We start from the raw sequence: 19,470 nt of genomic DNA on the forward strand, positions 1-19,470 counted from the left end.
CTGACTGAGTCACACATCTCCTTTTAGTTGTGTCTTTTTGTCACAAGATGATACTTGGCCTCAGATCAACACGAACTGATATTGACGATACGGAACAGTATATTAGACATGACCCAATAGTTTGAGTTTTGGGATATTGGTTTTTATGGACGGCACGTCGTCTTCGCTGGGTACACACCTTATAGCAGATTTCTTCGACTCAAGCGCACTTTACGATCCCGTTCCCGCCGAAGACGCTCTGACACGCGCGGCGATTGCCGCCAAAGCGCATGTTCTAGGGGTGAATACCCATGATTTCGGGCGACGGGCAGGGTTCACCGGGGTCGCGTTGCTGGCCGAGTCGCATATCTCGGTCCACACCTGGCCCGAACATGGATATGCCGCCATCGATATTTTCATGTGTGGCGACGCAAAACCGCAACTCAGCCTGGACGTTCTGAAATCCTATTTCCGACCGCAACGCGTGAATGTGCAGTCCATTCGTCGAGGCCTGATTGGCCACGCGACTCATCGGCTTGTGGCGGTGGGCCACTGAAAGGCGAACGGAAGAGCTGCGCAGTTTCCCGGTTACCATAGGCCTCATACTAAGCGCGATTGCGGGTTATGCGTTGCTGGGTCCGGTCCGGTATTCCGGGCCTATCGTGAGTTTTTCCGATCATCTGCTGTTCATGTTTCGACACGGCGATCTGAGTCACCTGACGCTCAATTGTCTTCTCATCCTTGTCGGCGGGAGCTTTACCGAACCCATCCTGGGCAGGATTCGAACACTGGGTCTGGTCGCCCTGTTCGCCCTCGCCGGAACAACGGTAGAGATGCTGTTGGTCGGGCCGGGGTTTATCGGCCTGTCCGGTGTTGCATACGGTCTGGTTTCCTATGGCTTGATTGTCGTCAGCCGACCGGAACGGCGCGGCTGGACGCTGGCCCTGATCTGTATCGTTCTCGGGGCCGAGTGGCTGTTCCTGCATTCTCAGATCGCTGTTTTCACCCATATCACAAGCGCCTTGATCGGCGGAGGATTGGCCATGTTTAACGCCCTTTTCGGCTCGAGTGGGCCCAAGCTCAAACCCATGGAGTGGCGACACGTGTCGTCCGCCATCCAGATCATCGCTCAGACCGATGAGGATGACGCGGCCGAGGCTGAAAGCACGTTCGTGGACCGCGGGACGGACAACATGTTCGTCCTTCAGGAAAAGGGCAACGTGGTTGGGCTGATCGGCTACAGCCTGGACGAAGACGTGCCAGACGTCGCATGGCTGTCCTGGACCTATCTGGATCAGGCCCACACCGGAAAGGGGTTGGGTGCCCTGATGCTGAACGATCTGCTGGGAAAGCTGGCGCAACTGCAGGTACGCAAGATATTCATCGAAACCAGCGACTATGAAGAGTTTGGCAAAAAACTCTATGCCGCTGCACATAAACTCTATGAAGAGTTCGGCGCCTCCATCGAATTGACCGTGCCCGGATATCATGGCCCGAACGAAGTCAAGATCATCTACGGGCTGGATAATCCCGAAGCTCCCGAGGCACTACGCGCGGATCCCTCTGCGAATACCGGCTTATCGATCTTTGAGATTCACAAGGCACCCGAAACTGACGACGTGGCGGGCCTGCGTTGGCGCGAAACCAACGCCGGGCTGAGCGGGCTGGATCAACAGCTTTCGCTGGCACGCAGTCAGAAATACCGCATGGCCGTTCTGGCCGTTCCATCTGACCTGTCCGACGTCAACGCGGCGGATCTGCAGGCGCAGGGCCTGACAAAATGCGGTGAGCTCAAAGAGTTCTACGGCAAAGACCTGCATCAGGTCTGGTGGAGCCGCGATCTTGGAACAACCCAAAAGACAGACTGAAGTTCATAGGAGTATTCAATGTTTGGTAAACTGAAAACGATCGTCATAATTGGCGTTCTGGGCTTTGCGGCCTATTCATATTTCCTGGCACCGAAATCGGAACAGACTGCTGATCTCGGGCAGGTTCTGGACCGCACCGAATTCACCATCATCCAATACCAAGAGTATTTGGACGCCAACAGCATCGCCGAAGCCTCTGACGAGCAGGTAGATGAATTCACCGGCTATCTGACGCAGGTGATGAACTCGGAGCCGCGGTTTTACGACAAACCGCTGGGTCTGGAAATTCTGTCCGACGCCAAGTTCTCGGGCTACGCCGATCCAAATGCCAACGGCATTCGTGATACGGGTGAAGGTGAGGTTTTCACCATCGAGATCGACGAGGCGAATAACCGCCTGATCGCTACCGACACGACCGGTCAATCCGCTGGCCTGCGGTTTTCGGGCGCAGGGTTCCTGGCGGGCGCGCTGATCGGCAACCTGATCAGCCGTCAGCGTTCGGCCGGCATCAGCGCCTCCAGTTTCAACAACCGCACCGTTACCCCGCGCACCAGCTACTCGGCCCCGCGCAGCGCCCGCTCCGGCGGTCTGCGCGCAGGTAAGTAAGAACTGCGCAAACACAACACCCATCAAGGCCCGGCGCATCAATCACGCCGGGCTTTCCAGTTTCTCGGATTTTTGTATGACCGACACTATGACACTACGCTACACGGATCTGCCCCGCCGGCAGGCAATGGTTCTGCTTGGCGCAATCCTGGTTGTTGCCCTGTGTGGCATTGTCTACGAACTGATCATCGGGACGGTGTCCAGCTACCTGCTGGGCAATTCGGTCTATCAATTCTCGCTGACTATCGGGTTTTTCATGTTCGCCATGGGCGTCGGGTCTTACGTGTCCCGCTTTTTCCACGGCAACCTGATCCAGACATTCATCTGGGTTGAGCTGATCCTGGCGCTGATCGGTGGTCTGTGCAGCGTGTCGCTGTTCATGCTCTTTCCATATGCACCTTGGTTCTACACGGTCGGCATGTTCACCTTTATCTCGGCCATCGGATTTCTGGTCGGGCTGGAGATTCCCCTGCTGATGCGGGTTTTGTCGGAGAGCAGCACTGCGCGGGAGTCCATCGCCGATGTGCTATCGCTGGACTATATCGGTGCGCTTGGCGGGTCGGTTCTGTTCCCCATTCTGCTGCTGCCGTCCCTTGGGCTGATCTCATCTTCGTTCGCCATTGGCCTGACCAACGCCATGGTTGCCGTCCTGAGCGTTCTGTGTCTGCGCGACCAGCTGGACGCGCCCAAACGGATGCTGGCCTGCGCAATTGGCACCATTGTTCTGCTGTTCGTACTGACGTTGCTAGCCGGGCGTATCACCGCCTTCGCTCAGGACCACCTGTATTTTGATCGCATCGTCTGGCGTAAACAGACGCAATATCAATCACTTGTTGTCACCAACACCTGGCAAAAGAACGACGTTCGCCTTTTTATCGACGGCCATCTGCAATTCGCCGAAGCGGATGAGTATCGGTATCACGAAGCGCTGGTTCACCCCGTCCTGTCCTGGGGCGAAAATAACCCCAAATCCGTCTTGGTGCTGGGCGGAGGTGACGGGCTCGCAGTGCGCGAGATCCTGAAATACCCAAGCGTGACGCGCATCGATCTGGTCGACCTTGATCCCGCGATGACCGATCTGGGGCGTAATCTGGCCCCCATCGCCCGTCTGAACGAAAACAGCATGGATGCGTCGTCACTGAACATCCACAACACCGACGCGTTCAACTATGTCAAATCCACGGATCAGACCTATGATCGGATCATCATCGATTTCCCCGATCCCCATAACGAGGCTCTGTCGAAACTCTACTCGGTCGAGTTTTATGCCATGGTTCAGAGCATTCTGACAGCGGACGGTGTGCTGGTCACGCAAAGCAGCTCGCCCTTCTTTTCGCCCCATACCTACTGGACCGTTTCAGAAACCTTGTCCGAGATTTTTCCGAAGGTCGTGAACTATCAGATGTCGATCCCCTCTTTCGGAATCTGGGGATACAATCTTGCTACCAATGATCCAGCATCAACGCTGGGTGACCTGCCCGATACCCTTAAGTTCATTACTCCTGAAGTATTCGCGGCCGCCCAGGTGTTTTCCGATGATCTTCGGCCCAAGCGTGAACTTGCCGTCAACTCGATTTTTGACCCCGGCATCTACCACGAATATTCGCGCGATGTATCCGGCTATTGAGGTACACTGGCAATTGAGTACTTCGGGCACCGTATTCTACGGTTAACAACGTAGAACAGAGTTTTGCCCAGTTTCCGCGATCAGCGTATTCGGCGCTGATTGCTTGCGATGCGCCCTATACATCACCCATCTGGCCAATTGCCCGCAACCCGGCTTCGGCACACAGGATGGGTTTTGTCCCAAGAGTTAAACTGGACGGCAGTGTTTCCGCCAAAGTTGATTAACCGGCTAACTTATTAAACTGCTGAAATGGACAGAGCCTGGGGGTGAGTTGACCTTTGCGGATTCTGTTGACCAGTTCGATCCCTGCCAATTTAGACGCCGCAGCCTTGTTCCGACGCTTGGACAGCATGAAACCAAGCGTCTTTCCGGCTTTGTCAACGGCCCGCTACGGGTATTTCCCTTGATCTCAGTTTGGTTCGGTTTCGATCACAGGTCGAAGATCAACTCAATCATTCTGTTTTACACCCTTTGCCCCTCCAGGTTGAAAACAAAGAATCTGGAAGCTGCGATCCTGCTCCAACCGGATGAGGTTTTGCGCTTTCCAATCACGTGTAGTTCAGCGCGGATTGTGTCTCCGACAAAAACCGGTTGTTCGAAGCGCCAGTTCCACCCAGGCGAAGTCAGGTCGCGCCTTGAACTGAGACTACAATCCATCAATCCCTGACGAGATCAAAAGCCCATGCGCCACGCGCCATGCCTCCCAGCAGGGTCAAGACCGCAACACACCCTACCCCATAGGCAGATGCAAGTAGCAGGTTACGAAGGGTTATCACCTTCTGTTCGATGTATTTCATGATGAATGACATGATGCCCTCCCTTTTCTATCAGCACACGGGATGAAAGGCGTTCGGGTTTCCCTCGGATATTTACGGACCCGGTTGAATATCACCATCGCTGCAATCGCCGACTACTACCTGCCTCACCGGGTTACCGGATCCTACTTTTTCCAACGCGACATAATGGATGAACAGGTGTTGAATGAGCGCCTGGACTTTAACGACGAAAGCATCATCGGGATTGTCCGCAAGGGTTAGTCACGCCCCAAACTGCGGCCCGGGATGCTTTTCAACACCACCCCCGGCGAATTTTCGCCGATCTTTCTGGCTATCTCGCACCGCCTGCGACCCCGTAAAAAAGCGTAACACCGCCAAGTCACGAACATTTCGCAGAATTTCAAAGGTGCGCAGATTTTGGGTGTGACCCGGGCCGTGAATTCAACCCAAGGGCATTACAAGGAAGAGACTTTGTGGTAGTATTGCCGCCTGTGGATTCTAGCAATAACGGGTCATCGGCTCGACTAGTCAATTTCTGGACGTCGGGACTACCAAAAATGATTCATATCCGTACATTTGGCGGTTTATCAATTTATGACGGGCCGCGCTTGGTCTGTAAGAATTTAGGCCCAATTACGCGCGAGTTGTTCAGCTATCTGGCGGTCCATTCGGATGCGTCCCAGCGCCGCGAGCGTATCGCCGAAATCTTCTGGCCGGAGAAAACGCGCTCACGGTCCCGAGCATCACTCAATACTGCGTTGTGGCGGATCAACAGTTCGCTGAAATCTTCCAACATAGACGATCAGGTCTCCATCGTTCGGGCCAGCGAAGCAGCGGTGGTTATGAACATGGGATCTGAGGTAGCTCTGGATTGTGCAAACCTTGCACGACAGGTCGAAATCTGCACGATTGCGGCTGCAAAAGGACCGCTTGTGCGTGAGATGCGAAACGAGTTGCAGTGCGCGCTAACCCAGTATTGCGACGGGTTTATGGAAGGTGCGGCAAGTGACTGGGTCATGCGGGAACGGGAGCGGTACCGCTGTCTCTTTGAACGGGGCATGACCATTCTCATGCGGGACAACGCATTATCGGGGCGTCTGGACGAGGCACTGGCTTGTGGATCGATCATTTTGGAAAGCGACGCTCTGAAAGAAACTACGCAACGCGCCGTCATGTGGCTTTATGTGATGAACGGTCAGCGCGGCAAGGCGATTGAGCAATACCTGACACTCAGGCGCAGACTGCGCGAAGAAATAGACGTGGACCCGATGGCGGAAACGACCATGCTCTATCGCTACATCCTCGGCAAAGACAGATCGACTGGACCAGACTTCTGCAGGAACGCACGCTCGACTACCGCCGCGTCCAGCATCAATCAGCGGCTGCGAGAAGTAGGCGCGCAGCGCAACGCAGTTCTCGGCACCATTCTTGAACCCGATCTCGGTGAGCTTTGAACCGATAGGGTTATCGAACCGAACGCTTCCTATCCATCCGTTATCAGAAGCTTGTGAAGCAGCGTTTTCGCTGGCGGAGATCACATAGACCAAAACTCAGCGTTTGAGAGTTGTGTGATGGCTGTGTGAGAGTCAGGCAAGAGCCGACAAACAGCAACGTGGCCCACGTTGGATTATCGAATAATCCGGTCGTTATAGCGTCGCGCTATCATGGGTGGAATTTCATCCGGAAGCGGAGTGTTCGACGTCATGCGACAGATCCGACCCCCCAACGACGAGATTGATCGCGGCCGTTTATCGGCCCGCTTTCGATCGGCTTCGCGCGGTATGCCTCCTTTGTCAAACCGCAATGTCAAAACTCCCATCAAACTTGATTTCCCCAATCGTAAGGAAGCTCAGCCATGCCCGCAGTCCTGACGTATCCCGGCGTCTATATCGAGGAAATTCCCAGCGGTGTCCGCACAATTGCAGGAGTGGCCACGTCGATAACCGCCTTTCTTGGGCGAGCGTCGAAAGGGCCCATCGATACGCCATTTATCATTAACAATTTCGGCGACTTTGAGCGCAATTTCGGCGGCTTGGGCATCGCTTACCCGATGAGTTACGCCGTGCGCGATTTCTTTGCCAATGGCGGCGGTCAAGCCATCATAGTCCGGGCCTACACTACCGCTGCCGGGGGTGGCTCCGATACTGCTCAGATCGACGCCAATGGATTAACACTTGCAGCTGCAAGCCCCGGCGCCTGGGCGAACAATCTGCGGGTGCGGATCGACCACGACGTGCCGACACAGGCCTCCCCGCACCCGCTGCCATGGGTGGATGCCGAAGGCCTGACCAGCGCTGATCTGTTCAATCTGACGGTGCGCGACACGGTCACGGGTGCGCAGGAGGTTTTTGTGAACCTGACGGTTGCCGAGAGCCAGCGTCGCGTCGACCGTGTTCTTGCCGCACAATCGGCGCTCATCCGGGCACCCAGCCCGCTTGCCGGAGCAATCCCGACGGCGGATGACCCCATCGTGGACCCCGCTACCGTCTGGACAGACGACTCATTATCCAGCCCGGTTTCGACAGATGGCGAGGACAGCGCGTTTCTGACATCGACAACCGATTTCACCGGAAGCCGGGCCGGGAAAACCCGGCTCTACGCTTTGGAAGACGCGGACCTGTTCAATATCCTCTGCATACCGCCCGATACGCGTGGCGGGGATACACCGCAGCCTGTCTACGATGAGGCATTGAATTACTGCGTCGAGCGGCGCGCCATGATGATCGTCGATTCCCCTGCGGCCTGGACCAGCGCGTCGGCGGCATCTGGCGGGCTGGCGGCGCTGAATCTCACCGGGGTTCGGGCCCGCAATGCAGCGCTTTATTTTCCCCGTGTAGTCATGTCCGATCCGTTAAGACAGGGTCAGCAGGACACCTTTGCCGCCTGCGGTATCATCGCAGGGGTCTGGTCGCGCACCGATGTCTCTCGTGGTGTGTGGAAAGCCCCCGCCGGTGTCGACGCAGCAACGCGCGGGGTCCAGCGTCTCTCGGTCAAGCTCACCGACGACGAAAACGGGCAGATCAATCCGCTGGGTATCAACTCGCTCCGTGCATTCCCGATTACCGGGCGGGTAGTCTGGGGCGCCCGCACGTTGCGCGGCGCCGATCAACTGGGCGACGAATACAAATATGTTCCGATACGGCGACTTGCACTGTTCATCGAAGAGAGCCTTTACCGTGGCACACAATGGGTCGTCTTTGAACCCAACGACGAACCGCTTTGGGCTCAGATACGTCTGAACGTCGGCGCCTTCATGCGTAACCTGTTTCGGCAGGGCGCTTTCCAGGGCAGTTCACCCCGCGACGCATATTTCGTCAAGGTCGACAGCGAGACCACCACGCAAAACGACATCAATCTCGGCATTGTAAACATCGTCGTGGGCTTTGCGCCTCTGCGTCCGGCTGAATTCGTCGTCCTTAAGATCCAGCAAATGGCCGGCGATATCGAAACCTGATCCGGCAGAAAGGAAATTGCAGGGCAATGGCACAGTTTTCCGTCAATACCGAACGTTTCGACCCCTACAAGAATTTCAAGTTCCGCGTGAAATGGGACGGTCGATATGTTGCAGGCGTCAGCAAGATCAGCGCGCTTGGCAGAACCACCGAGGTCGTCGAACACCGTGAAGGCGGTGATCCGTCTACCGTGCGAAAATCACCGGGCCAGACTAAGTTCGAGGCCATCACTCTGGAACGTGGGGTGACCCACGATACCGAGTTCGAGAAATGGGCGAACAAAGTCTGGAACCTGGGCTCGGGGCTGGGCGCCGAAGTGTCCCTCAGAGATTTTCGCAAGGACATCATCATCGAGCTCTACAACGAAGCCGGGCAGCTTGCGATCAGCTACAACGTGTTGCGCTGCTGGCCTTCGGAATATCAGTCCCTACCCGAGCTTGATGCAACGGCCAACGCAGTCGCGATCCAGACCCTGAAACTGGAAAACGAAGGGTGGGAACGTGATCAGGCCGTAACAGAGCCGACCGAAGAAAGCTTCACAGACCCTGAGGACTAATGCGCAATGTTGCCGCTGACGCCCCGTAAGATTTTGCAGATTTGGGAGGATGGACAAACCGCCGCCCCTTACGCGCGCGCTATGCTGTTACTCCAAGCCGCCGAACCAGACCTGACCCGACAGGATTTAACCCGGCTGCCCATTGGTGAACGCGACGCCCGGCTTCTGCGGCTTCGGCAGGCGGTATTTGGCAACGCGCTGAACAGCCTTGCAGACTGCCCCGGATGCGGTGAACAGCTGGAACTGAGCTTCACGGTTGATGACGTGGCATTACCGCCCCCCGAAACCAGCGGCCCCTGGACGTTTGAGGACGGTGCTTTGGCGGTCAAGTTTAAACTACCAGATACTCATGACCTTGAATCTCTGATACCGGGCGTCGATCCGAGCAAGGCGCTGCTGGCGGCTTGCGTTCGCGACGTGACGATTGACGGTGCCCGCGCTTCGATTGACGCGCTTGATCACGGGCAGCGGGTTGCACTGATCGAGGCAATCGGCGGGGCAGACCCCCGCGCAGACATGAAAGCCGGGATGATTTGCCCCCACTGTGCGCACCAATGGTCGGCGCAGTTCGACATCCTCGCGTTTTTCTGGGAAGAAATAGGGGCATGGGTACGCCGTTTTCTGTGCGAAGTTCACGTACTAGCCCGGGCCTATGGCTGGTTTGAGAGCGATATCCTCGATCTCAGCCCCTGGCGACGAAAGCAATATCTGGCGCTGGCAAGATCATGAGTGATTTCCTCGCCTCCCTTGCGGCTCGCAATCTGGGTCCGCCATCCGAAACACCCGCAGCAGAAGGTGGCAGCGTTCGTCCACGCCCGGCGGCGGCCTTTGAGGCCGAAGGCGCCGGTGTTCCGCCGGAACCTTTGGATCAGCACGAGGACATAGCCACCCCGGTTCGGACCGAGAATCTGGTTGTCTCTCCAACCCCGGTCGCACCCGAACGGCCCGCCCAGCCAGAGCCGACATATGCCAATATCGCCGATCGCTCAGACCTCCCGGAGGAAACCCCGATATCGCCGACGGTCGCACCGGATCCATCTGCCGAGCCGCAGATAGTTGCCCCTGAAACGCCGATAGCGCAGCTTCCAGAACCGCGCCCGGACACAGAAAAACCCATCCTGCAACCCAAGGCCACGGAAGCCCCCCTGCCCACCGTCGCAACAACACCTGAGGCAACGCAAAGCACAGCGGCCGAAAACACCGAAGTTACATCGAAACTCAAACCTGCAGCACCGGAGCCGCCAAAGCCTCCTGAACATGATCGCGCTGCGCCGCAAATCGCAACCGAGCCTGCGCCGATGAAACCTTCGAAGCCGGTTCGACGCGTGGATGCACCGCTCGAACGGATCGTCAGGCAGATGGTTCTTACCCCGAGGCGTGAGACGCGAAACACGGACGAACTCGAAGCCCGGTCGAAACACAACGTTTACCCCGACCGGAATTCGAAAAGCGATCTGTCCGAAGAACCTATTGAACCTGTGCCAAAGTCAACTCAGCCGATCCCTGAGCCAGAAGGCGATGCACGAGACATTGCACCGCTTCGCCCGCGCAGGGTTGTCGAAAACCGGACATCGCCGCTGGCGCCCGTGCCGGATCTTCGTGCGCCGCTCGAGCCAAAAGCCGCTGAAACAACGATCCGGATCAGTATCGGGCGTATTGAGGTCAAGACCGAAGTACCGGAACAGCCAGCCACCGACACCCGACCAAAACGCCCGGCGCCCAAGCTGATGAGTCTCGATGAATATCTTGAAACCCGCAGTTCAGGAGGCGGATCATGAGTACGCCCCTTGCCATTGCTGCAACAACATTGACTCTGCGCAATCTTCTCAACCCTGTTGCAACAGCGGACTACAGTGCACTGCCGATAGATGCGCGACCGCTCAACCAAATCGACATCACAACGCAACCGCCCGATCAGGTCCGGCCTGATGCCACCCGCAACCGCATAAATCTTTTTCTCTACCACACGGAATACAACGCGGCCTGGCGCAATACCGATCTGCCACGTCAGGGTCGTCCGGGCGAGAGGCTCCCGCCGGTGCTGCCGCTAAACCTGTACTATCTGCTCACGATCTATGCCGAGAATGACAATGAGCTGATCGCACAGGTTCTGCTCGGCAATGCCATGCGTATCCTGCACGATCACCCGGTGCTGGGACGGGCCGAAATCGAATCCGCCCTGGAGGATGCCGAACTGGACGAGCAAATCGAGCGTGTCCGCGTGACCGCGTTGACCTATACGCCTGACGAATTGACAACAATTTGGTCGGGGTTCCAGTCGGAATTTCGACTATCTGCCGGGTACAAGGTTGGCGTTTTGCTGATCGAAAGCGCCCTTCAGCCTTCGGCCGCGCTCCCTGTTCTGCGTCGCGGCGATGCGGATCGTGGTCCGGCCGTTGTCTCGGGTGGTGCACCCAGCCTAAGCCGGATCGACGCCTTTCTGAACCCCGCTTTGCCGACACCACCAGTATTGGCAAAACCGTCCGCAGAACTGGGCGATGTGATCGTGGTCAGGGGCAGCAATTTTTCCGGCGCCACGATGACGGCACGGCTTACCGGCGACAACGGCGTTACTCATAGTCGGCCTCTGATGCCCGAACGCGAAGACAGCACGGTGCGGGTTTCACTGCCTCAAATTACCGAAACAGAAGTATCGCGGGATTGGCCCGCAGGGTTCTATCGGCTCGAGTTTGAGGTCACGCATTCCGATGCGCCCTCGTGGACGACCAACCGCCTGACTTTTGCGCTTGCCCCGCAAGTCAGCAGTCTGGTGCCGGCAAGTCAGCCTGAAGCTGCCCAACCTTTCGCGCTGACAATCACCTGCACGCCTCAACTGCAATCGGACCAGCGTGTTGTGGTTCTTCTGGGCGACCGCGCGCTGACCCCTTCTCCCGGGTCCATCGTGACACCGGCCGATCCGGACGCACCCAGTTCCGTAACCGTGACTGTCGACAATCTGACACCGGGCGACCACGTGGCCCGGCTGCGGGTCGACGGGATTGACAGCCTACCGGTTGAATCGTTGGCCGTACCACCCGCGTTTGATGCCGCTCAGATATTGACGATAGCGCCATGAGCAACACCACCGACAATACTGCCGCAAAGCCAACTGCCGTCGCCCCGACGACCGAAGACTGGCATTTGGCTAACGACGCTTATCTGTCCGCCGCAATTGCTCATCTGCGGCTGCTGCTTTCGGCCTTTGCGGCAAAACAGCATAAGGTCGCCGAAGCGCCGCGCGGCAGCAACCGTTGGACTGCCATTTTCGGCGACCGCTCCGAGACCGCCCCAAAACCGCCGCCAGCGCCAAGCCAAAGCGATATCGAACGCGCCGCGAGCACCCGCGCCAAGGCCGAAGCGGACATCAATGGCGAGCCTGCGCTGCACCTATTGGGCGATCGGTTCGATCTGACCGAGTTCGAGCGTGAAATCCTTCTGTTATGCGCAGCTGTCGAGCTCGACACCCGAATGGCCGGGCTTTGTGCAGCAGCGCAAGGAGATGCGGCGCGCGATTACCCGACTTTTGCTTTGGCTTTAGCGTTGTTTGACGATCCCGCATGGGACGTCCTGTCTCCGCTCCGACCACTGCGCTATTGGCGGTTGCTGGAAATCTCGCAGTCCGACAACAGACCATTGACGATCAGCCCGTTACGCGTCGACGAGAAAGTAACCAATTTCCTCAAGGGCCTGACATACCTCGACGATCGTTTGTCGCCCCTGCTGCTGCCGTTTGATGATGTAACGCGCGGGGCCTTACCAGCGTCGCAGGAAGTCGCTGTGACAAGGGCCGTTAATCTGATGCGCCAGAATGGCGAAGGCCGCCCATCCTCGGTTCAACTTGTTGGTTCCGACCCCGCCAGTCAGCAAATGGTCGCGCAGCGCGCGGCGCGCGCGCAGGGGCTGACACCCTGCAGAATGCCCGCAGGGCTTCTGCCGCGCAAACCCGATGAGCTGGAACGGCTTGCCCGGCTCTGGCATCGCGAAAGCCTTTTGATGCCGATTTCGCTCTATCTGGACACCCATGTCGATAGCGGTGAGGCCCCACCGTCAAACCCACCGATTGCACAGTTCATTTCGCGCAGTGGGGGCGTTCTGGCGATCGGGGTTCGCGAAGGCCAAGGTGACCTCGGCCCGATGGTCGAAGTCGAGCGTCCCACTGCAACGGAACAAGTCGCGCTTTGGTCCGACGCAATGCCGGATGCGGACCCCGAAGTGATCACACGGATCACGGCCCAGTTTGATCTCAATGCTCCCACAATCCGGCGCATTGCCCTGTCTGCGCAAGCGGGCAACGGGGCATCCGATACGCTTTGGAAGGCTTGCATCGAGGATACGGCCCCTGGCCTGGATCGCCTGGCCGAACGCATCCGACCGGTCGCGCATTGGAATGATATTGTATTGCCGGACGCAGGAATGTCTCTGCTGCGACAGCTGTCGGCACAGGTCGCGCGACGGGCCAAGGTTTACGACGACTGGGGTTTCCGGGAACGCACGAACCGCGGCTTGGGCATAAGTGCGCTTTTTGCAGGTGACAGCGGTACCGGCAAGACGATGGCTGCCGAAGTGATCGCCAATGCGCTCGACCTGCGGCTCTATCGGATCGATCTGTCTGCGGTTGTGTCCAAGTACATCGGCGAGACTGAGAAGAACCTGCGTACACTGTTCGATGCGGCGGAAGGCGGCGGTGCGATCCTCTTCTTCGACGAAGCCGACGCGCTGTTTGGCAAACGATCCGAAGTGCGTGACAGCCATGATCGCTATGCAAATATCGAAACCAGCTATCTGCTTCAGCGGATCGAGAGTTTCAGCGGCTTGGCGATCCTGTCGACAAACATGCGCCGGGCGCTGGATGCCGCGTTTCTGCGCAGGCTGCGTTTCGTGGTCAATTTCCCCTATCCCGGCCCCTTGCACCGCCGCGAAATCTGGCGGCGCGCTTGGCCGTCGAACGTGCCGCTCGGCCACCTCGATTATGACCGGTTGGCTCGCCTGAATCTCTCGGGCGGCAACATCGCGACTGTCGCGATGAACGCCGCCTTCATGGCGGCTGAGACTGAAGAACCGGTCACTATGCCGCTGGTCCTGGCTGCTGCACGCGCCGAATACGAGAAACTCGAACGACCGGTGAACGACACGGACTTCACCTGGCGTGAAGCACCGATGATCAGGGAGGTGCAGGCATGAGGGCCGAGATAACGATTGATCATTTGGTCTTGGACAGCCACGTGAATTTCAGCGACCCGGCATTGCGCGCCGCGCTCGGTGACGCACTGATCGCCGGGATACAATCCTCGAGTCCGCGTCTCATCCACGATCCGGGAGCTCTGGCGCAGACGGTGGACGACCTAGTGGCCCGAATTGCATCCGCCGCCAGTACGAGGCTGGGATGATGAGACGACAGGTTGCATCCCCCATTTTGCGAACGGTCTTTTCCGGGATCGGAGGAGCACACCGTACCCGTCTGGCACCATCCAAGCCGCTGCCAAGACGCGCGCACTTCTCGGGGCACGGCTGGGACATCAGCGCGGTGCCGACACATCAACCTACACTTCAGACCAAGCTTCGGGTCGCGTCTGGTTCCAGCCCGCTCGAGCGCGAGGCAGACGGCGTCGCCCGAACCTTCAATCAATCGCCAAAAACCGGTACGCACCAAGTACCTGACGGGAAAAGCAGTCCTGCTGCCGACGCGACGGTGCGTCTGCGAGCGCGCGGAGACGAAAGGCCGGATCACGTAACGACCAAGACGCTGGCAACTGTCCAAAGCGTGGTTGCGACGCCCGGACAACCGCTTGGTGCCGCAGATCGCGCCCTGTATGAGCCACGTTTTGGAGCGGATTTCAGCGGCGTGCGCGTGCATTCCGACGACCGCGCGGCGGCGTCCGCCGATCAGATCGGTGCGCGCGCCTATACGGTGGACAACCATATCGTCTTCGGGCGCGGACAATTTTCAAGTGAAACAGCCACGGGCCGCAGCCTGATGGCCCATGAATTGACACATGTCGTACAGCAATCGGATAGTCGCACGGGGCTTGTTCAGCGGGATCTGGCAGTACCACCAACCACCCCTGGTGGAACCCGCAAGATCCTTAGTCCCGCCGAGATCGCCGACGCGATCACGTTCAATCAATTGACGATCACCGAAGCGACCGAAATCGGGCTTCTTCGCGATATACTTGGAATTTCCGCGTCTCCTGCGAATATAGACGCCGATTTCGTACAGGCAGTCGCCGACTATCAGATCCTTTATGGCCTTACTGCCACGGGCAAGATCGACGGGTTCACACGCAGGCGGCTCAGCCTCGAAATCCTCGGCGAGGCGGATTTTCTCGGCTTCACCGGACTGGGCGGCCTTGCCGCTGGCGTACAGCTTCGCAGCGACCTGGACGGCTTGATGTCGGCCGGCAACACCACCTATGCAGATTGGCGTGCAACCATAGTTGCCGCAACGAGGTTGCAGCAGGACGTGATCCTGGCCGAACCATCCTTCCTGACCCGGATGCGGTCGCACCTGTCCACGTGGAACGATTTCGCCCGTTGCGTCGAACTTCTCGGGCGACGTGCGCCGACCCACAATCGCCTTGTCGCCAATGCCACGGTCGCTGCCGCCCTGGCGGCAGCATGGACAGATTCTGATGTCGGCGTGAACCCACCGCTGGTCAACCAGCACGAAGAGGGTGGATGGGTCTATTTGAACCTGATTACAAATCGCCTATCCGTGCGTCGCCAGGCCGCCGGAGTCACTGCCGGCATCAACCTCGCATCACCACCGATCATCGCCGACAACATCGTCGTGGCCAAGTTCCATACCCACCCTAACCTTGGGGCAAGGTGGACTGCAGGGCCAAGCGCCCGAGACACCACGGTGGACGCGGCACACGGTGTCCCGGACATCGTCGTCGGGTCGAACGACACGGTGACAACAACCTTCGACATATTCTCCAGCGGTCCGAACCGACGGCTGCACCTTGCAGGTAATCAGGGCCTGCCCGGCGCCGGAGGCGGCGTTGCACCCCAAGCTAAAGCGGACGGAACTCACGATGACCAATGAACCCAGATCAGAAGACGTGAAGGTCTTGGCAGATGCCGCGCTTCGGATCGCGATTGACGATGCAAGCCAGAGCATTGCCAATCTGACGCAATATCGCATCCAGATCGTTCTGCAGGACGTCCAGTGGCAGATCGATTTCGAACCGCAGGATCCGCAAGCACAGGGCGGTGGGCTGCACTACACGATTTCTGCAACATCGGGCGAGGTTCTTTCAGCGCGGTTCGAACAGTGACCCCCGCCGCGCGCCATCCGACGGGCACTCGCCCATATCAGGGGGAAGGAGCATAGCGAATGCGTAAAGGCGCTCTCATAGGTCTTGACCCGTTCAACCCGGTGGCCTCGATCACGGTGTTCCAGTTCAATCCGGAAAAAATAACCCGGACGCTGACACCGCAGACCGCAGGTACGAAGGGTTCGATCTTCGAGACCGAGCGTCTGAAAGGGCCGCCCGAAGAGGTGATCAAGTTCGACCTGAAATTCGATGCCGCCGACGACCTTGATATCGGCGACAGCATAACCGAAGCCTTGGGGCTCTATCCCCAGCTCTCGGCGCTAGAGATGCTGGTCTACCCCAAGAGCGCGCTGGTGATCACCAATACCGTTCTTCTGGCCACCGGCACCATCGAGGTCATTCCGCCTACCGGCCCGCTGACGCTCTTTGTCTGGGGGCCGCAGCGGATTCTCCCGGTGCAGATCAAGGAATTCTCGATCGAAGAGCAGAAATTCGATGGCAACCTCAACCCGATAGAGGCCAAGGCCACCCTTGGCCTGCGGGTCCTGAGTTACAACGACTTGTCCCTGACCCATCCGGGTTACTGGATATTTCTTCTTCATCAGATCGCCAAGGAGGTGTTCGCCACAATCGGCAGCGTCGCCAACATCGACAACCTGGATGAGTTATTTGAGTGAGGTTTAGACATGTTCGAACCCGGCAGTCGATATGCCGACCTTGACGTCCTGACCCACATCAGGCCGGACGGTACCAAGATACGATTTGTTGCGCGCAGATTTCTGCCACGGGCCGGAGCAGGCACCGTGATCCGCGAGCACGTGGTGAAAGAAGGCGATCGGCTGGATCATCTTTCAGCTCTGTACCTCGGCGATCCGGAACTGTTCTGGCAGATCGCGGATGTTAACAATGCCATGCGCGCCGAGGCATTGGTTGAACGGACCGGCACACGCCTGATCGTAGCCCTGCTGCCCGGAGCATCGCCATGATCAACTTCTTCGGCCTTCATCTTCAGCTTCTGCTGGGCGAGACCCTGCCCACACCGGCCCCTCTCAAGGTCAATGAAGCGCTGCAGAGTGTGGAAGTGACGGCCAAGGACAGTGAACGCTCGGGCTTTCAAATGGTGTTCCAAGTCGGCCGCGGGCTTGCTGATCGCAAGGATTTTGCCCTGCTGAAAGAGGCCAAGCTGAAACCCTTCACACGGGTTGTGCTGTCAGTTCTCTTCGGCGTCAAACCACAGCCTATCATGGACGGGATCATTACCACTCATCAGTTGGCACCCAGTGATGAACCCGGCCAGTCGAAACTGACGGTGACTGGTGAAGATGTCAGCGTCATGATGGACCTGAAGAAAGAAGAACGTCCTTACCCGCAGCTGGGCGACAATCTGATCGTCCCGTTTATCCTGCTTCCCTATATCATCGACTACGGGATCGTCCCGCAGGTGATGCCGCCAGACAACGCGCTGACAACTCCAGTTACGGAACAGACGCGGAGTCAGACCACCAGGGAAACGGATCTGGAGTACATCAAAAAGCTCGCGGGAAAACACGGGTTCGTCTTTTATGTAGAACCAGGCCTACTGCCGCTTTCGAACATCGCTTATTGGGGACCGCCACAGCGCCTGAGCGTACCGCAGCCTGCGCTGTCAGTGAATATGGGACCGGGAAGTAATGTCGAGACGATGACGTTTTCCTATGGCGAGTTGTCACCGACTTCGATGACCTACACCAAGACTTCGGGCGGCACCGAAACCATCGACAGCTACAACCGCGGCGTGCCTCTGGCTGCACGCATCCCAAGCCCGCGAAAGAAAGACTTTCTTGGCGATGGGCCAGACGGGGAAAGCGATGCGCAGAAACGCGTGCGGGCGCAGGGCAAGGTCAACACCTCCTATGACAGTGTCGTCACCGCCGAGGGGACACTTGATGCGCTGCGCTATGGCCGCATTCTGAAACCCCGCAGCCTTGTCGATGTCCGCGGCGCCGGAGACAGTTTTGACGGCCGCTTCTACGTCAAGTCTGTTACCCATTCAATCGACATCAAAAAAGGGCAATACAAACAGAAATTCAACCTGTCGCGTGAAGGGCTTGGGAAGACCACGCCACTGGTGATGCCATGAGTAACACTGTTCAGCTCAATGGCCTCTTTCGCGGCGAAGTCACCAACAATATCGACCCGCAGCGGCAGGGGCGTGTGCAATTCAGCCTGCCAAGCGTATTCGGAAGCAACACGCTGACATGGGCCATGCCCTGCGCACCCTATGCCGGGCCAGGGGTCGGTTTCTTTTTCATTCCGCCGGTAGGTGCCAAACTCTGGATTCTATTCGAGCGTGGCGATCCAGAACATCCGGTCTGGATGGGAGGGTTCTGGGACAGTTCCGGCGATGTGCCCGCCAGCCCGCAGATCGCCGAGATGAAAGTACTGAAGACCGACACGGCAACCGTCACCATCGCTGATGGTCCGGGTCCCGCGTCGATCACCATCGAAGCCCAGGGTGGGCTCAAGATCACTATGGGGCCGCAAGGCATCGAGATCACAACCGGACAGGGAGCGACCGTGGCCCTGCAGGGTCCCAAGACTTCGGTCAATGGCACCGCATTGGAGGTGACGTGATGCCGGGATTTGTTCTGCACCAGGGAGCAACCGTGACTTGCCTGCATGGTGGTCAGGCGCAACCGACCAAGCCGGATCTTCGGGTCAGTGTAAGCGGCACTAAGGTCACCGTGCAGCCGGTGCCTTATACGATTGCGGGATGCACTTTGCCACCACCAACCGCCGGCAACGGACCCTGTGTGACGGCCCAATGGACCAGCGGAGCCACCCGGGTCATGGCAAGTGGCCAACCGCTCTTGATTCAAAGCTCGCAGGCAATCTGCGCGCCCACAGGGACAGGCGTGATCATCGTGCAGACACAGACAAGGGTGAAGGCGACATGATACAGATCGATTACCCCTTTGACTTCGACGCCCGCGGACGCACCGCATTGACAGACGGAGACGATCATATCCGGGATATGATCGAGCAATTCCTGTTCACGCGCGCCGGGGAACGTGTGAACCGCCCCGATTTCGGCGCCGGGCTGGCCGAAGTTGTGTTCGAGCCCAACAGCGACGCTCTGGCCTCGACCTTGCAGCGCAATGCGCAAGCCGGGTTGCAACAATACCTGGGCGATCTGATCACCGTGCAGGTTCTGGTTGCATCAGCGCAAGACGCCGTGCTGCAGGTCGAGGTTCGTTATCTTGTCAAACGGACAGGTGAAACACGCACGGACAATTTCCAACGGAGCCTGCCATGAGTTGTGGATGCCATAACAAAACAGGTTTGACCTG

The 19,470-nt window shown here is 58.0% G+C and carries 21 protein-coding genes; 20 read left to right on the plus strand and 1 reads right to left on the minus strand.

Translation table 11 applies throughout. From position 1 onward, the window contains the following. Nucleotides 1-145 precede the first annotated feature (145 nt). From speD to ACR1XY_RS17490, 4 genes are all read left to right on the plus strand, one after another. Nucleotides 146-535 (plus strand): adenosylmethionine decarboxylase, encoded by a 390-nt coding sequence (speD, locus tag ACR1XY_RS17475; RefSeq protein WP_480595026.1) that lies wholly within the window; start codon nucleotides 146-148, stop codon nucleotides 533-535. Continuing rightward, nucleotides 495-1,847: a rhomboid family intramembrane serine protease gene (locus tag ACR1XY_RS17480; RefSeq protein ID WP_480595029.1), complete on the plus strand. Its 1,353-nt coding sequence runs from the start codon at nucleotides 495-497 to the stop codon at nucleotides 1,845-1,847. The genes speD and ACR1XY_RS17480 overlap by 41 nt, the downstream gene beginning before the upstream one ends. 18 nt (nucleotides 1,848-1,865) lie before the next feature. Then, entirely contained in the window at nucleotides 1,866-2,453 is a 588-nt protein-coding gene (locus tag ACR1XY_RS17485) for a hypothetical protein (protein ID WP_480595034.1), read from the plus strand. A 76-nt stretch (nucleotides 2,454-2,529) separates the two neighbouring features. Beyond that, nucleotides 2,530-4,080: a polyamine aminopropyltransferase gene (locus ACR1XY_RS17490; RefSeq protein ID WP_480595039.1), complete on the plus strand. Its 1,551-nt coding sequence runs from the start codon at nucleotides 2,530-2,532 to the stop codon at nucleotides 4,078-4,080. A gap of 656 nt (nucleotides 4,081-4,736) precedes the next feature. On the opposite strand, the gene ACR1XY_RS17495 is transcribed toward ACR1XY_RS17490, so the two are convergent. After that, entirely contained in the window at nucleotides 4,737-4,889 is a 153-nt protein-coding gene (locus ACR1XY_RS17495; RefSeq protein ID WP_480595044.1) for a hypothetical protein, read from the minus strand. A gap of 524 nt (nucleotides 4,890-5,413) precedes the next feature. On the opposite strand from ACR1XY_RS17495, the gene ACR1XY_RS17500 reads away from it, so the two are divergent. The 16 genes from ACR1XY_RS17500 to ACR1XY_RS17575 all read left to right on the plus strand — a co-directional run bounded on the left by ACR1XY_RS17500 (nucleotide 5,414) and on the right by ACR1XY_RS17575 (nucleotide 19,436). Beyond that, nucleotides 5,414-6,310, plus strand: a complete 897-nt coding sequence (locus tag ACR1XY_RS17500; RefSeq protein WP_480595049.1) for an AfsR/SARP family transcriptional regulator — start codon at nucleotides 5,414-5,416, stop codon at nucleotides 6,308-6,310. Between the two features lie 401 nt (nucleotides 6,311-6,711). Further along, nucleotides 6,712-8,310 (plus strand): phage tail sheath family protein, encoded by a 1,599-nt coding sequence (locus tag ACR1XY_RS17505; protein WP_480595054.1) that lies wholly within the window; start codon nucleotides 6,712-6,714, stop codon nucleotides 8,308-8,310. Nucleotides 8,311-8,336: 26 nt separating this feature from the next. Further along, nucleotides 8,337-8,864, plus strand: coding sequence for a phage tail protein (locus ACR1XY_RS17510; RefSeq protein WP_480595058.1), 528 nt, complete (start codon nucleotides 8,337-8,339; stop codon nucleotides 8,862-8,864). A gap of 6 nt (nucleotides 8,865-8,870) precedes the next feature. After that, on the plus strand, nucleotides 8,871-9,593 hold the full coding sequence (locus tag ACR1XY_RS17515) for a T4 family baseplate hub assembly chaperone (protein ID WP_480595062.1): 723 nt from the start codon (nucleotides 8,871-8,873) through the stop codon (nucleotides 9,591-9,593). Next, nucleotides 9,590-10,642 carry a hypothetical protein gene (locus tag ACR1XY_RS17520; RefSeq protein ID WP_480595067.1) on the plus strand — a complete coding sequence of 351 codons (1,053 nt, stop codon included), beginning with the start codon at nucleotides 9,590-9,592 and terminating at the stop codon, nucleotides 10,640-10,642. Before ACR1XY_RS17515 ends, ACR1XY_RS17520 begins: the two co-directional genes overlap by 4 nt. Further along, nucleotides 10,639-11,940, plus strand: coding sequence for a Pvc16 family protein (locus ACR1XY_RS17525; protein ID WP_480595073.1), 1,302 nt, complete (start codon nucleotides 10,639-10,641; stop codon nucleotides 11,938-11,940). Before ACR1XY_RS17520 ends, ACR1XY_RS17525 begins: the two co-directional genes overlap by 4 nt. Beyond that, nucleotides 11,937-14,045 carry an ATP-binding protein gene (locus ACR1XY_RS17530; RefSeq protein WP_480595078.1) on the plus strand — a complete coding sequence of 703 codons (2,109 nt, stop codon included), beginning with the start codon at nucleotides 11,937-11,939 and terminating at the stop codon, nucleotides 14,043-14,045. The genes ACR1XY_RS17525 and ACR1XY_RS17530 overlap by 4 nt, the downstream gene beginning before the upstream one ends. After that, nucleotides 14,042-14,251: a hypothetical protein gene (locus ACR1XY_RS17535; RefSeq protein WP_480595080.1), complete on the plus strand. Its 210-nt coding sequence runs from the start codon at nucleotides 14,042-14,044 to the stop codon at nucleotides 14,249-14,251. Before ACR1XY_RS17530 ends, ACR1XY_RS17535 begins: the two co-directional genes overlap by 4 nt. Next, complete coding sequence (locus ACR1XY_RS17540; RefSeq protein ID WP_480595087.1) at nucleotides 14,248-15,909, plus strand: eCIS core domain-containing protein; 1,662 nt, start codon at nucleotides 14,248-14,250, stop codon at nucleotides 15,907-15,909. The genes ACR1XY_RS17535 and ACR1XY_RS17540 overlap by 4 nt, the downstream gene beginning before the upstream one ends. Then, complete coding sequence (locus ACR1XY_RS17545) at nucleotides 15,899-16,141, plus strand: hypothetical protein (protein WP_480595090.1); 243 nt, start codon at nucleotides 15,899-15,901, stop codon at nucleotides 16,139-16,141. Before ACR1XY_RS17540 ends, ACR1XY_RS17545 begins: the two co-directional genes overlap by 11 nt. A 59-nt stretch (nucleotides 16,142-16,200) precedes the next feature. After that, the gene (locus ACR1XY_RS17550; protein WP_480595092.1) at nucleotides 16,201-16,818 is read left to right on the plus strand and encodes a hypothetical protein; all 618 of its coding nucleotides are present in this window, start codon (nucleotides 16,201-16,203) and stop codon (nucleotides 16,816-16,818) included. Between the two features lie 9 nt (nucleotides 16,819-16,827). Continuing rightward, the gene (locus ACR1XY_RS17555; protein ID WP_480595094.1) at nucleotides 16,828-17,127 is read left to right on the plus strand and encodes a hypothetical protein; all 300 of its coding nucleotides are present in this window, start codon (nucleotides 16,828-16,830) and stop codon (nucleotides 17,125-17,127) included. Further along, nucleotides 17,124-18,260 carry a hypothetical protein gene (locus ACR1XY_RS17560; protein WP_480595096.1) on the plus strand — a complete coding sequence of 379 codons (1,137 nt, stop codon included), beginning with the start codon at nucleotides 17,124-17,126 and terminating at the stop codon, nucleotides 18,258-18,260. Before ACR1XY_RS17555 ends, ACR1XY_RS17560 begins: the two co-directional genes overlap by 4 nt. Continuing rightward, the gene (locus ACR1XY_RS17565) at nucleotides 18,257-18,754 is read left to right on the plus strand and encodes a phage baseplate assembly protein V (RefSeq protein ID WP_480595098.1); all 498 of its coding nucleotides are present in this window, start codon (nucleotides 18,257-18,259) and stop codon (nucleotides 18,752-18,754) included. Before ACR1XY_RS17560 ends, ACR1XY_RS17565 begins: the two co-directional genes overlap by 4 nt. Further along, nucleotides 18,754-19,077, plus strand: a complete 324-nt coding sequence (locus ACR1XY_RS17570; protein ID WP_480595100.1) for a hypothetical protein — start codon at nucleotides 18,754-18,756, stop codon at nucleotides 19,075-19,077. The genes ACR1XY_RS17565 and ACR1XY_RS17570 overlap by 1 nt, the downstream gene beginning before the upstream one ends. Continuing rightward, entirely contained in the window at nucleotides 19,074-19,436 is a 363-nt protein-coding gene (locus ACR1XY_RS17575; protein WP_480595102.1) for a GPW/gp25 family protein, read from the plus strand. Before ACR1XY_RS17570 ends, ACR1XY_RS17575 begins: the two co-directional genes overlap by 4 nt. Nucleotides 19,437-19,470: the final 34 nt, after the last annotated feature.

The sequence above is a fragment of the Ruegeria sp. AD11(2025) genome, from assembly GCF_056542405.1.